At 61.9% G+C, this 14258-nt stretch carries 11 protein-coding genes; 8 read left to right on the forward strand and 3 right to left on the reverse strand.

Going from position 1 to position 14258, the window contains the following annotated elements; genetic code table 11:
* Position 1: 1 nt before the first annotated feature.
* Together GWQ44_RS07285 and GWQ44_RS07290 are read right to left on the reverse strand one after the other, a co-directional pair.
* Positions 2-640: a TetR/AcrR family transcriptional regulator gene (locus tag GWQ44_RS07285; RefSeq protein ID WP_016967634.1), complete on the reverse strand. Its 639-nt coding sequence runs from the start codon at positions 638-640 to the stop codon at positions 2-4.
* A 147-nt stretch (positions 641-787) separates the two neighbouring features.
* Positions 788-2164, reverse strand: coding sequence for a glutamine synthetase family protein (locus tag GWQ44_RS07290; RefSeq protein WP_047306546.1), 1377 nt, complete (start codon positions 2162-2164; stop codon positions 788-790).
* Positions 2165-2442: 278 nt separating this feature from the next.
* Here GWQ44_RS07290 and GWQ44_RS07295 point away from each other — a divergent pair, with 278 nt between their 5' ends.
* The 8 genes from GWQ44_RS07295 to GWQ44_RS07330 all read left to right on the forward strand — a co-directional run bounded on the left by GWQ44_RS07295 (position 2443) and on the right by GWQ44_RS07330 (position 11626).
* Positions 2443-3225, forward strand: coding sequence for a gamma-glutamyl-gamma-aminobutyrate hydrolase family protein (locus GWQ44_RS07295; RefSeq protein ID WP_275926954.1), 783 nt, complete (start codon positions 2443-2445; stop codon positions 3223-3225).
* Positions 3226-3263: 38 nt separating this feature from the next.
* Entirely contained in the window at positions 3264-4622 is a 1359-nt protein-coding gene (locus tag GWQ44_RS07300; protein ID WP_011064101.1) for a glutamine synthetase family protein, read from the forward strand.
* A 53-nt stretch (positions 4623-4675) separates the two neighbouring features.
* Positions 4676-6043 carry an aspartate aminotransferase family protein gene (locus tag GWQ44_RS07305; RefSeq protein ID WP_275926955.1) on the forward strand — a complete coding sequence of 456 codons (1368 nt, stop codon included), beginning with the start codon at positions 4676-4678 and terminating at the stop codon, positions 6041-6043.
* 183 nt (positions 6044-6226) lie between these two features.
* Positions 6227-7324, forward strand: coding sequence for a polyamine ABC transporter substrate-binding protein (locus tag GWQ44_RS07310; RefSeq protein ID WP_042940668.1), 1098 nt, complete (start codon positions 6227-6229; stop codon positions 7322-7324).
* A 189-nt stretch (positions 7325-7513) separates the two neighbouring features.
* Positions 7514-8608: a polyamine ABC transporter substrate-binding protein gene (locus tag GWQ44_RS07315; RefSeq protein ID WP_275926956.1), complete on the forward strand. Its 1095-nt coding sequence runs from the start codon at positions 7514-7516 to the stop codon at positions 8606-8608.
* A 71-nt stretch (positions 8609-8679) separates the two neighbouring features.
* Positions 8680-9822 carry a polyamine ABC transporter ATP-binding protein gene (gene potA / locus GWQ44_RS07320; protein WP_092308589.1) on the forward strand — a complete coding sequence of 381 codons (1143 nt, stop codon included), beginning with the start codon at positions 8680-8682 and terminating at the stop codon, positions 9820-9822.
* Positions 9823-9857: 35 nt separating this feature from the next.
* On the forward strand, positions 9858-10739 hold the full coding sequence (locus GWQ44_RS07325) for an ABC transporter permease subunit (protein ID WP_173655965.1): 882 nt from the start codon (positions 9858-9860) through the stop codon (positions 10737-10739).
* Positions 10736-11626: an ABC transporter permease subunit gene (locus tag GWQ44_RS07330; RefSeq protein WP_047306539.1), complete on the forward strand. Its 891-nt coding sequence runs from the start codon at positions 10736-10738 to the stop codon at positions 11624-11626. Before GWQ44_RS07325 ends, GWQ44_RS07330 begins: the two co-directional genes overlap by 4 nt.
* Positions 11627-11813: 187 nt before the next feature.
* On the opposite strand, the gene GWQ44_RS07335 is transcribed toward GWQ44_RS07330, so the two are convergent.
* Positions 11814-14222, reverse strand: a complete 2409-nt coding sequence (locus tag GWQ44_RS07335) for a penicillin acylase family protein (RefSeq protein ID WP_275926957.1) — start codon at positions 14220-14222, stop codon at positions 11814-11816.
* Positions 14223-14258 lie beyond the last annotated feature (36 nt).

Genomic DNA, 14258 nt, shown 5'->3' on the forward strand with positions numbered 1-14258 from the left:
TTTAGAGCGGTGCTGGGCGCTTGGGCAGGTAGGGCGGCAGATAAAGGCTCAGGTAAGCATCGAACACGCGCATGCCTTCCTCGGCCATGCGTGGGGTGATCTGTCCGTGTTGCTGCACCGAACGGGCGTAGACCCGGTCGCCCAACTCCATGGCCAGGGCGAAAACATCCACATCCCGGGGTAGGGTCGGCAGCTCGAAGTGCTGATTGAACAGCGTATGCATCAGGTCCCCCAGCTCCAGGTCGTGCTGGCGATCGGCCTGGGTGACTTCGGTCAGCCCGTGCTGGGCGAGGATCAGCTGGCGGGCCGCCGCGTCCGCGCCGTAGATGTCGAGCATGCGCTGTTCCACCAGGCGTGACAGGTCGCGCCAGCCCTGGAGTCGGTGGTGGTCGATGGGGGCTTGCAGGCAGGCGCGGAACGCCGCGTGGACATCGGCGGTCAGGGCCTCCAGCAGGGCCGGGACGCTGGCGAAGAAGTGATAGACCGACGACGGTGGAATCTGCGCGCGTTCGGCCACGCTGTAGATCGACAGGCTGGCCACGCCCTCGCTGGCCAGCAGGGTCCGGGCGGCCTCGAGTATCGAGTCGATCCGGGCCTGGCTGCGTGCACGGGGTTTGCGAAGTGGGGCGGTGCGCGTCATCGGTGTCTCCTACTGGGCAGCGGGCATTGTACGCGAGTGGGCAGTTATCCCTGTAGCGGTCGCCCGGAGCTATTGCGCATGGGAATCACGGGCACAAAAAAACGCCGCGGGGGGTGAGCCCGGCGGCGTTCTTCAGGCAACTGGCGCTTACACGGTGTGCAGGTACCAGTTGTACTCGAGGTCGGAGATGGAGTGTTCGAACTCCTCCAGCTCGCTCTCTTTGCAGGCCACGAAGATATCGATGTATTTCGGATCGATGTACTTGGCCATCACTTCACTGTCGTCCAGCTCGCGCAGGGCATCGCGCAAGTTGTTCGGCAGGCTTTGCTCGTTCTGCTCGTAGCTGTTGCCTTCGGTCGGCGCCGGCGGCTCGATCTTGTTGGTCAGGCCGTGATGCACGCCCGCCAGGACCGAAGCCATCAGCAGGTATGGGTTGGCGTCGGCACCGGCGACCCGATGCTCGATGCGCACCGCATCAGCCGAGCCCGTCGGTACGCGAATGGCCACTGTACGGTTGTCCAGGCCCCAGCTCGGCGAGTTCGGCACATAGAACTGGGCGCCGAAACGACGGTAGGAGTTGACGTTCGGGCAGAGGAAGGCCATCTGCGCCGGTAGGGTCTCGAGCACACCGCCGATCGCGTGACGCAGTGCGGCGTTCTGCTCGGGATCCTCGCTGGCAAAGATGTTCTTTCCATCTTTGTCCAGAACCGAAATGTGGACGTGCAGACCGTTGCCCGCCTGGCCCGGGTAAGGCTTGGCCATGAAGGTGGTGTCCATCTCATGGTCGTAGGCGATGTTCTTGATCAGGCGCTTGAGCAGTACCGCGTAGTCGCAAGCCTTGATCGGATCGGCCACGTGGTGCAGGTTGACTTCGAATTGTGCCGGGGCACTTTCCTTGACGATGGCGTCGGCCGGGATGCCTTGCTCTTTGGCACCTTCCAGAATGTCCTGGAGGCAGTCGACGTATTCGTCGAGATCATCGATCAGGTAGACCTGGGTGGAATGCGGACGTTTGCCGGAGATCGGCGAGCGTGGCGGTTGTGGACGGCCGTTCACATTCTCCTGGTCGATCAGGTAGAACTCCAGTTCGAAGGCCGCGCAGATGGTCAGTCCCAGTTCGTCGAACTTGGTCACGACCTGACGCAGCACTTCCCGTGGATCGGCGAAGAACGGATCGCCTTCCAGCTCGTGCATGGTCATCAGCAACTGCGCGGTCGGGCGCTTCTGCCAGGGTTCATTGCACAGGGTATCGGGGATCGGATAGCAGATTCGGTCAGCATCGCCGATGTCCAGGCCCAGGCCGGTGCTTTCCACCGTAGAGCCATTGATATCCAGGGCAAAGAGGGAGGCCGGCAGGTTGATGCCTTTCTCGTAAACCTTGTGGAGGCTGGTGCGTTCGATGCGCTTGCCGCGCACCACACCATTCATATCCGCAATCAGAAGGTCAACGTACAGAACCTCAGGATGTTCCTTAAGGAACGCGTTCGCTTCGTTAAGCTGAACGGCACGCGGGGGTACCGACATGATGCAACACCTTTGTTGTTAAAAATATCAATCATTGATCTTTTCTGGTTTCAGTCAACCCGAACGGCATGCCGAAGTCAAGTAAGGCTCTTTACGCCCTAATAAAGGGCTACCAAGGCTCTTTTGGGGCAAAACAGGGCGTTTTTTGGGACTCGACTGCCTCGGGTGGTGCAGGCTTGAGCGGGCCGTGTTGTATTTTTTACGGGGGTGTTGTGTAAAAAAATGAACAAGGCTAAGCTCGAATCAAACCCATAACAGCAATAATACCGGGGTGTTTCATGTCTCGCCTGCCGTTAATCGGCATCACCGCCTGCTCCAGGCAGATCGGTCTGCATGCCTATCACATCAGTGGCGACGAGTATGTCCAGGCAATAGCCAGCGCAGCCCAAGGCGTGCCGGTGATTCTTCCGTCCCTGGCGCAGCTGCTTTCCCCGTCCGATATTCTGGACGGTCTGGACGGCATCCTCTTTACCGGCTCCCCCTCCAATATCGAACCTTTCCATTATCAGGGACCTGCCAGCGCGCCGGGCACTGCTCATGATTCTGCACGGGATGCCGCGACCCTGCCGCTGCTGGATGCCGCCGTCGTTGCGGGCGTTCCCGTGCTGGGCATCTGCCGCGGGTTTCAGGAAATGAACGTCGCCCTGGGCGGCAGCCTCCATCAGAACGTGCATGAAGTGCAGCCATTCATGGACCACCGCCATGATGAAGAGGCCGGCCAGCCCCTGGATGCCTGGTATGCACCGGCCCATGACGTGCACGTCCAGCCCGGCGGTGTCCTGGCGGGCCTGGGCTTGCCGCAGACGATCCAGGTCAACTCGATTCATGCTCAGGGCGTTGAGCGTCTGGCGCCGGGGCTGCGGGTCGAGGCACTGGCTCCCGACGGTCTGGTCGAGGCTGTTTCGGTCGAGGCCAGCAAGGCTTTTGCTTTGGGGGTGCAATGGCACCCCGAATGGCAGGTAAGCTGCAACCCTCACTACCTGGCCATTTTCCAGGCTTTTGGTGATGCCTGCCGCCAGCGGGCAAAACAACGCGACGCCGAAGCGTCACACAACGCCTGACTTAATAGAGAGTCAGGAAACTCAGCCTAGAGGCATTTATGAGTAACAACCTCGACCAGCTCACCGATTGGTTGAAAGACCACAAGATCACAGAAGTCGAATGCATGATCGGCGACCTGACCGGCATCACCCGGGGCAAGATCTCGCCGACCAACAAGTTCATTGCCGAAAAAGGCATGCGCCTGCCCGAGAGCGTGCTGTTGCAGACAGTGACCGGCGACTATGTCGAAGACGACATCTACTACGAGCTACTGGACCCGGCGGATATCGACATGGTCTGCCGCCCTGACCAGAACGCGGTGTACCTGGTGCCCTGGGCCATCGAGCCCACCGCCCAGGTGATCCACGACACCTACGACAAGCAGGGCAACCCCATCGAGCTGTCGCCGCGCAACGTCTTGAAGAAGGTGCTCAAGCTCTACGCCGACCACGGCTGGCAGCCCATCGTGGCGCCGGAGATGGAGTTCTACCTGACCAAGCGCAGCGACGACCCGGACTACCCGCTGCAGCCGCCGATCGGCCGCTCCGGTCGCCCGGAAACCGGTCGTCAGTCGTTTTCCATCGAAGCGGCGAACGAGTTCGACCCGCTGTTCGAAGACGTCTATGACTGGTGCGAATTGCAGGAACTGGACCTGGACACCCTGATCCACGAAGACGGCACGGCGCAGATGGAGATCAACTTCCGTCACGGCGACGCCCTGTCCCTGGCCGACCAGATCCTGGTGTTCAAGCGCACCATGCGCGAAGCCGCGCTCAAGCACGACGTGGCCGCCACCTTCATGGCCAAGCCCATGACCGGCGAGCCGGGCAGTGCCATGCACCTGCACCAGAGCATCATCGACATCAACACCGGCAAGAACGTCTTCTCCAACGAAGACGGGACCATGAGCCAGCTGTTCCTCAACCACATCGGCGGCTTGCAGAAGTTCATTCCCGAGCTGCTGCCGCTGTTCGCCCCCAACGTCAACTCTTTCCGCCGTTTCCTGCCGGACACTTCGGCACCGGTGAACGTCGAGTGGGGCGAGGAGAACCGCACCGTGGGCCTTCGGGTGCCGGATGCCGGTCCGCAGAACCGTCGGGTGGAAAACCGCCTGCCGGGCGCCGACGCCAACCCTTACCTGGCGATTGCCGCCAGCCTGTTGTGTGGCTACATCGGCATGGTCGAAGGCCACAACCCGAGTGCGCCAGTGGTCGGGCGCGGCTATGAACGCCGCAACCTGCGTCTGCCGTTGACCATCGAGGACGCTCTGGAACGCATGGAAAACAGCAAGACCATCGAGAAGTACCTGGGCCAGAAGTTCATCACCGGCTACGTCGCGGTGAAGCGGGCCGAACATGAAAACTTCAAGCGCGTGATCAGTTCGTGGGAGCGGGAATTCCTGTTGTTCGCCGTCTGATTCGCCGGGCGCCACTGCCCGCCAGTGGCGCCTTCACTGACACTTAGGAGAGATTGATGACTCAAAAAAACCCGCAAACCCGCGAGTGGCAAACCCTCAGCAGTGATCACCACCTGGCGCCCTTCAGTGATTTCAAGCAGTTGAAGGAAAAGGGGCCGCGGATCATCACCCACGCCAAAGGTGTGTATCTCTGGGACAGTGAAGGCAATCAGATTCTCGACGGCATGGCCGGCCTGTGGTGCGTCGCCATCGGCTATGGCCGTGATGAGCTGGCCGAGGCCGCCAGCCAGCAAATGCGCGAACTGCCGTACTACAACCTGTTCTTCCAGACCGCCCACCCGCCGGTGCTGGAGTTGTCCAAGGTGATTGCCGAGATCGCGCCGCAAGGCATGAACCATGTGTTCTTTACCGGTTCCGGCTCCGAAGGCAACGACACCATGCTGCGCATGGTCCGCCATTACTGGGCGATCAAGGGCCAGCCGAACAAGAAAACCATCATCAGCCGGGTCAATGGCTACCACGGCTCCACCGTGGCCGGCGCCAGCCTCGGCGGCATGACCTACATGCACGAACAAGGCGACTTGCCGATCCCGGGCATCGTCCATATCCCGCAACCCTACTGGTTCGGCGAGGGCGGCGACATGAGCCCCGACGAGTTCGGCATCTGGGCGGCCAACCAGCTCGAAGAAAAGATCCTGGAACTGGGCGTGGACAACGTCGGCGCCTTTATCGCCGAGCCGATCCAGGGTGCCGGCGGCGTGATCGTGCCGCCAGACAGCTACTGGCCGCGGATCAAGGAGATCCTCGCCAAGTACGACATCCTGTTCGTCGCCGATGAGGTGATTTGTGGTTTTGGTCGCACCGGTGAGTGGTTCGGTAGCGATTTCTACGACCTCAAGCCCGACATGATGACCATCGCCAAGGGCCTGACTTCCGGCTACATCCCCATGGGTGGCCTGATCGTGCGTGACGAAGTGGTGGCGGTGCTCAACGAGGGCGGCGACTTCAACCACGGCTTCACCTATTCCGGGCATCCGGTGGCCGCTGCCGTGGCCCTGGAAAACATCCGCATCCTGCGCGATGAAAAAATTATCCAGCGCGTCCATGAAAAAACGGCACCGTATTTGCAGAAACGTCTGCGCGAGCTGAACGACCATCCGTTGGTGGGCGAGGTTCGCGGGGTCGGTCTGCTGGGGGCGATCGAGCTGGTCAAGGACAAGGCGACCCGGGCGCGCTATCAGGGCCGGGGCGTGGGCATGATCTGTCGGCAGTTCTGTTTCGACAACGGCCTGATCATGCGGGCCGTGGGCGACACCATGATCATTTCCCCGCCGCTGGTGATCAGCGAAGCGGAGATCGACGAGCTGGTAGCCAAGGCGCGCAAGTGCCTGGACCTGACCTTGAGTGCCCTGCAGGGCTGAGTGCTAGGCTTTGAGCGCGGTGCTTGCGGGCACCCTGTTCGAAGCAGGCATAAAGGCCGGTCTTTCCTTGAAAGCCGGCCTTGGATCTTGCCAGACTACCCGCCGTTTTGGTTGCCCGGATATTGGCCGCTGAACGAGTGGTTAAAAAGAATAATTGGAGCATTACGCATGAAGGCATTAGGTATGAAGTTAGCTGGCAAGACCCTCCTCGCCATGTCCCTGATGGGCGTGATGGCGGCGGCAGCACAGGCGGACGATAAAGTGCTGCACGTTTACAACTGGTCCGATTACATCGCTCCGGACACCATCAAGAAGTTTGAAGCCGAGTCGGGCATCAAAGTGGTCTACGACGTGTTCGACAGCAACGAAACCCTGGAAGCCAAGTTGCTCGCCGGCAAATCCGGTTACGACGTGGTAGTGCCTTCCAACAACTTCCTGGCCAAGCAGATCAAGGCCGGCGTCTATCAGGAGCTGGACAAGTCCAAGCTGCCGAACTGGAAGAACCTCAACGAATCGCTGCTCAAGGCGGTATCGGTGAGCGACCCGGGCAATAAGCACGCCTTCCCTTACATGTGGGGCTCGATCGGCATCGGTTTCAACGCCGAGAAGGTCAAGGCCGTATTGGGCGCCGACGCGCCGACCAACTCCTGGGACCTGCTGTTCAAGCCGGAAAATGCCGAGAAGTTGAAGGCCTGTGGCGTCAGCTTCCTCGATTCGCCAACCGAGATGATTCCGGTGGCACTGCACTACCTGGGCTACCCGACCGACAGCCAGGACAAGAAGCAGCTGGCTGAAGCCGAAGCGCTGTTCCTCAAGATCCGTCCTTCGATCGCCTACTTCCACTCCTCCAAGTACATCTCCGACCTGGCTAACGGCAACATCTGCGTCGCCGTGGGCTACTCGGGCGACATCTACCAGGCCAAGGCCCGTGCTGCCGAAGCGGGTGACAAGGTCAAGGTCAGCTACAACATTCCGAAAGAGGGTGCTGGCAGCTTCTACGACATGGTCGCCATCCCTAAAGACGCGGAAAACGTCGAAGGCGCCTACAAGTTCATGACCTTCCTGCAAAAGCCTGAAGTCATGGCCGAAATCACCAACGCCGTGCGTTTCCCCAACGGTAACGCGGCTGCAACCCCGCTGGTCGATAAAGACATCACCAGCGACCCGGGCGTTTACCCGCCAGCTGATGTGCAGGCCAAGCTGTACGCGATTGCCGACCTGCCGGCCGCGACCCAGCGCATCCTGACCCGCAGCTGGACCAAGATCAAATCTGGCAAATAAGCCGATTTGCAGCACCACCTGTTGCCGTCGTCATGGCGAGGGCGGCAACAGGAAACAATTAAATGACAGAAAGTTTTGCTGGATTGGTTTATCGAGGGTAAGTTGCGCGCCGGTTTTGTTGCTGGGCAGCTCGGAGGCTGTCAGGTAGCGCGGGGCAACTTGGGCCCAACTATTGAAGAGGACCTCCACTTGCCTATTTCTTTGTTTCGCAAAGCCATGCTGGTCGCCGCCAGCCTGACGCTGGTGGCCGGCGTCCAGGCTGCACCGACCGTGCATATTTATAACTGGTCCGACTACATCGGGAAAAACACCCTGGCCGAGTTTGAAAAGGCCACGGGCATCAAGCCGGTGTATGACGTGTTCGATTCCAACGAAACCCTGGAAGGCAAGTTGCTGGCCGGTCGCACCGGCTATGACGTGGTGGTGCCGTCCAACCACTTCCTCGGCAAGCAGATCAAGGCCGGGGCCTTCCAGAAACTCGACAAGAGCCTGCTGCCGAACTACTCCAATCTCGACCCGGCGCTGCTCAAGCGCCTGGAGATGAACGACCCGGGCAACCAGTACGCGGTGCCTTACCTGTGGGGCACCAACGGCATCGGCTATAACGTCGACAAGGTCAAGGCCGTGCTGGGCGTGGACAAGATCGACTCCTGGAGCGTGCTGTTCGAACCGGAGAACATCAAGAAGCTCAACAGCTGCGGCGTGGCCTTCCTCGACTCCGCCGATGAAATGCTGCCCACGGTCCTCAATTACCTGGGCCTGGATGCCAACAGCACCAACCCCCAGGACTACAAGAAGGCCGAGGCCACGTTGCTGGCGGTGCGTCCCTACGTGACCTACTTCCATTCGTCCAAGTACATCTCGGACCTGGCCAACGGCAATATCTGCGTGGCCATCGGCTTTTCCGGCGACGTGTTCCAGGCCAAGGCCCGGGCCGCCGACGCCGGCAAGGGCGTGAACATCGCCTACGCCATTCCCAAGGAAGGTGGTGCCCTGTGGTTCGACATGCTGGCGATCCCCAAGGATTCGATCAACGTCAAGCAAGCCCACGCCTTCATCAACTACTTGCTGCAGCCTGAGGTGATCGCCCAGGTCAGTGACTACGTCGGTTATGCCAACCCCAACCCCGGGTCGGACAAGCTGATGGAGCAATCCATTCGCACCGACGAAGCGGTTTATCCACCGCAGGCCGTGCTCGACAAGACCTACGTGTCCATCGAGCTGCCACCCAATATCCAACGCTTGATGACCCGCAGCTGGACCAAGGTCAAGACGGGTAAATAGTTCCACAGGCTCAAACTATCCAAGGTCCGCCCGCGTGGGGCGGGCTGCAAATTTTGTTGGGAGTTTCGCAAATGGCAGTTGCCTCCGGCGCCTATAAGAAAGCCCTCGAGGGCGACCAGACACCTAAGCAGGTGCTGGTCAAAATCGACCGGGTCACGAAGAAGTTCGACGAGACGGTTGCCGTGGACGATGTGTCCCTGGAAATCAAGAAGGGCGAGATTTTTGCCCTGCTCGGCGGTTCGGGCTCAGGCAAGTCCACCTTGCTGCGGATGCTGGCCGGTTTCGAACGGCCAACGGAGGGGCGAATCTTCCTCGATGGCGTGGACATCACCGACATGCCGCCCTACGAGCGGCCGATCAACATGATGTTCCAGTCCTACGCGCTGTTCCCGCACATGACCGTGGCCCAGAACATCGCCTTCGGCCTCAAGCAGGACAAGATCCCGCCGGCGGAAATCGACGCCCGGGTGGCGGAGATGCTCAAGCTGGTGCAGATGAGCCAGTACGCCAAGCGCAAGCCGCACCAGCTGTCCGGTGGCCAGCGTCAGCGCGTGGCCCTGGCCCGTTCCCTGGCCAAGCGTCCCAAGCTGTTGCTGCTGGACGAACCCATGGGCGCCCTGGACAAGAAGCTGCGTTCGCAGATGCAACTGGAACTGGTGGAAATCATCGAGCGCGTCGGCGTGACCTGCGTGATGGTGACCCACGACCAGGAAGAGGCCATGACCATGGCCGAGCGCATCGCCATCATGCACCTGGGCTGGATCGCCCAGATCGGCAGCCCGATCGACATCTATGAAACCCCGGTCAGCCGTCTGGTCTGCGAATTCATCGGCAACGTCAACATCTTCGAAGGCGAAGTGGTGGACGACGCCGAAGGCCACGCCCTGATCACCTGCAAGGACCTGGACCGCAACATCTACGTCGGCCACGGCATCAGCACCTCGGTGCAGGACAAGTCGGTGACCTACGCGATTCGTCCGGAGAAGCTGCTGGTCACCGCCGAAATGCCGACCTGCGAAAACAACTGGTCCAGCGGCAAGGTGCATGACATCGCCTACCTGGGCGGGCATTCGGTGTTCTACGTCGAGCTGCCGAGCGGCAAGCTGGTGCAATCCTTCGTCGCCAACGCCGAGCGTCGTGGCGCGCGGCCAACCTGGGGCGACCAGGTCTACGTCTGGTGGGAAGACGACAGCGGCGTGGTACTGCGCTCATGAACATGCGAAAGCTCAAGCGCCGACTCAATCGAATAATTCCCGGTGGCCGTCAGATGGTCATCGGGGTTCCGTTCATCTGGCTGTTCCTGTTCTTCATGCTGCCGTTCTTCATCGTCCTGAAGATCAGCTTCGCCGAAGCGGACGTGGCCATTCCGCCGTACACCGAGATCTACAGCTACGTCGACCAGAAGCTGCAGGTGCTGCTCAACCTGGGCAACTACGCCATGCTCGGCGACGACGAGCTGTACATCGCCGCCTACCTCGGCTCGCTGAAGATGGCGTTCTTCAGCACCATCCTCTGCCTGCTGATCGGCTACCCGATGGCCTATGCCATCGCCAGTGCCCGCAAAGAGCTGCAGACGGTGCTGGTGCTGCTGATCATGATGCCGACCTGGACCGCGATCCTGATCCGCGTCTACGCCTGGATGGGCATCCTCAGCAACAACGGCCTGCTCAACGGCTTCCTGCTGTCCATGGGCTGGATCAACGAGCCGCTGCAGATCCTCAACACCAACATCGCGGTGTACATCGGTGTGGTCTATTCCTACCTGCCGTTCATGATCCTGCCGCTGTACGCCAACCTGGTGAAGCACGATACCAGCCTGCTGGAGGCCGCCGCCGACCTGGGTTCAAGCACCTTCAACAGCTTCTGGAAGATCACCGTGCCGCTGTCCAAGAACGGCATCATCGCCGGCTGCATGCTGGTGTTCATCCCGGTGGTGGGCGAGTTCGTGATTCCTGAACTGCTGGGCGGCCCGGAAACCCTGATGATCGGCAAGGTGCTGTGGCAAGAGTTCTTCAACAACCGTGACTGGCCGGTGGCGTCCGCCCTGGCGGTGGTGATGCTGGCGATCCTGATTGTGCCGATCATCCTGTTCAACCGCAGTCAGGCCAAGGAAATGGAGGGCAAGGAATGAAACGCTTCAGTTTCTCCAGCCTGATGCTGGTGTTGGGCCTGCTGTTCATCTACCTGCCGATGCTGATCCTGGTGATCTACTCGTTCAACGCCTCGAAACTGGTGACCGTTTGGGGCGGCTGGTCGATCAACTGGTACATCGGCCTGCTGGATAACACGCAGTTGATGGGCTCGGTGGTGCGTTCCCTGGAGATCGCCTGCTACACCGCCGTGGCGGCGGTGGCCCTGGGCACCCTGGCGGCGTTCGTGCTGACCCGGATCACCCACTTCAAGGGCCGCACCCTGTTCGGTGGCCTGGTGACCGCGCCGCTGGTGATGCCTGAAGTGATCACCGGTCTGTCGCTGTTGCTGCTGTTCGTGGCCATGGCCCAGGCGATTGGCTGGCCTCAGGAACGCGGGATCGTCACCATCTGGATCGCCCACACCACGTTCTGCGCCGCCTATGTGGCGGTGGTGGTGTCGGCCCGCCTGCGCGAGCTGGACTTGTCCATCGAAGAGGCGGCCATGGACCTGGGCGCGCGCCCATGGAAGGTGTTCTTCCTGATCACCATCCCGATGATCGCGCCTTCGCTGGCGGCCGGCGGCATGATGTCCTTTGCCCTGTCCCTGGATGACCTAGTGCTGGCCAGCTTCGTCTCCGGCCCGGGTTCCACCACCTTGCCGATGGAAGTGTTCTCGGCGGTGCGCCTGGGGGTAAAACCGGAGATCAACGCCGTGGCCAGCCTGATTCTGCTGGCGGTGTCCCTGGTGACCTTCCTGGTCTGGTTCTTCAGCCGTCGCGCCGAAGAATCCCGCAAGCGCGCGATCCAGCAAGCCATCGAGGAAAGCGCTGCCGACTCGTGGAAGCAGCCAGACGTGCGTCGGGCTCAGGCACCGGAAGCCGTCTGACCTCAGGTTCGCAACACCTCAGGTTCGCAATAAAAAACCTCGCCCCGTCACCGGGAGCGAGGTTTTTTATTGCCCCATGCCGCCTGTTTCGCCGTAGGAGCCGGCGTGCCGGCGAAAGCGTTCGCGAGATGTACGCCAGGCTTGCAGGCCTCTTCGCTGGCAAGCCAGCTCCTACGGGGCGGGGCGCTCAGGGGCGGCGCGCCGGCAGCAGCTTCAGGGTGCTGCGGGTGTTGGCGGTGACTTCCTCTTCGCTGAAGTGCGCCTGTTGGTAAACCCCTTCGATGTAGGCCTCGGCCTGGTCGTCGTAGTGCTTGTCGAACAGGACGCCGCTCTGGCCCACCGGGTTGATGGTCAGGCTGTGGGCCGGGTCGGCGAAGTCGACGATGCGTCGGGTCGAGGGGCCATAGACCACCGACCAGGGCGCCGGGCCGATCTTGGCGGTGAGGTTGTTCGGCACCTCATGGCTGCCCGGGGCGTCCAGCGGGCCGACGTTGAAGACCCGGTCCAGCGGCTTCTGCATCCCCAGGGGATGGCCGTGGGTCAGGGTGTGGGCACTGCCCCAGCGCCACTGCGCCGGGTTGGCGCCGAGGGTCAGCCGCAGGTGGTCGATGCCGGCGCGCCAGGCCAGCTTGACCGTGTCGGCCCGGCTTTCGCGCTGGGGCGTGGTGCGGTTGTCCCACCAGGGCGAGTCGGGATCGGCCGCCAGCCGCGGCAGGGCGGCATCCACCACTCGGGCCTGGATCAGCGCGTCGAAGTAGGCGTCACCGAGTTTTTCATGGAAGGTGGCGTTGGCCAGTTCGAACAGGAACTGGTTGAACAGGGTGGCGCTGGTGGAGTCCAGCGGGTAGTCGCCCTGCCACTTGGCCAGTTGCTCCACCAGCTTGAGCTCCTCGGGGTCGCCGACCACTTCCCGCAGCACGGGCAACAGCGGTGCCAGCAGGCGCGGGCCGTAGGCGGTGGTCGTGCCCAACTGCAGTTTCTGGGTGTTTTCCAGGTCCCATTTCACGCTCTTGTCGCTGAGCTGGCGATCCAGTTGCTGGCCGCGGTCGGCGAGGTTGTAGTAGCCGGGAATCTCCATGCCGGTAGGGGAAACCGGTTGGAAATTGGCCGAGACGATATAGCCCCGGGGCGGATTCTCTTCCTGTGGGTTGGCACTGAAGGGATAGAAGCCCTCCTTGTCGGCCATCGCCGTGCTGCCATCGAGCATGAACGCCGGCTTGGCCCCGGCCGGGCGTTTGGGCAGCAGCGCCGCCGCCCACCAGCCGATATCGCCCTTGGCGTTGGCCCAGATGATGTTGAGGCCCGGAGCATGAACCTTGGCCGCCGCCGCGCGGGCCTTGGCCAGGGTGTCGGCGCGGTTGAGCTGGTAGAAGCCGTCGAGGATCGGGTTCGGGGTTTCCAGAAAACCCCACCACATGGCCACCGGAGCCTTGCCCACGGTGCTGCCGAGCATGTCGTTGATGATCGGCCCGTGGGGCGAGCGGCGCAGGGTCAGGGTGACCGGGGCCTGGCCCTTGACCGCGATCTGCTGCTCGCTGCTGATCAGGTCGACCCACTTGTCACGGAACCAGACCTGGTTGGGGTTCTCCGGGTTGACCTTCTCGGCGATCAGGTCGAGATCGTCGTTCTGGAACATGGTCAGGCTCCAGCCGAAATCCAGGTTGTGGCCCAGGAAGGCGAAGGGCACCAGGGCCTGATGGTGGCCGTAGAGTTCGAAACCCGGCGCCGACAGCTGTGCCTCGTACCACACCGACGGCAGGGAATAGCGGATGTGCGGGTCGCCGGCCAGCAGCGGGCGGCCGCTCCTGGTCCGCGTGCCGGCCACGGCCCAGGCGTTGCTGCCTTCGAATTGCGGCAGTCCGGCGTCGCTCAGGGCATCCTGGCTCAGGCGGGAGATCCGTCCCAGTTCCTGCCAGTCGACGGCGGCCAGGGGCAGCGCCGGTTGCGGCTTGCCCTTGGCCAGCACGCCCTTGGGCTGCCAGTCGAGGTCGAAGACTTTCAGGTAATCGTTGCCCAGCTGATCGCGGATGTAGGTCAAGAGCGGTTCGGTGCGAAAGGCCATGGCGAAGCTGTAGGCCATGAAGCCGGCGACGCTGACGGTGTCCTCTGCGGTGAACGGCCGCTTGTGGATGCCCAGGACATCGAACTCCATGGGGCTGACGTGGCTGTCCTGATACTGGTTGATGCCGTCCAGATAGGCTTCCAGGGCCTTCCATGCCGGGGACTGGCGATCAAGGCCGGCCACGTAGCTGTCGGCGCGCTCGCGGATGCGCAGGCTGCGGAACAGCTTGTCGGTGTCCAGCAGCTTGGGGCCGAGGACTTCTGCCAGCTCGCCTCGGGACAGGCGGCGCAGCATTTCCATCTGGAACAGCCGGTCCTGGGCGTGCACGTAACCCAGGGCGCGATACAGGTCGGCTTCGTTTTCCGCGCGGATGTGCGGTACCCCGCGTTCGTCGTAGCGCACGGTGACCGAGCCTTGCAGGCCACGGATTTCCACCTGGCCCTGGCGCGTCGGCTGCTTGCTGTACAGATAGCCGGCGGCACCCGCCAGCAGGGCGAGGATCAGGACGGCGACCAGGGTCAGGCTGCGTTTCATGCGGGCTCCTTGCTGTTGTTGTCAGTGCCGCCTTGA

The organism is Pseudomonas sp. 3MA1, assembly GCF_029237275.1.
Classification (GTDB): domain Bacteria; phylum Pseudomonadota; class Gammaproteobacteria; order Pseudomonadales; family Pseudomonadaceae; genus Aquipseudomonas; species Aquipseudomonas fluorescens_AP.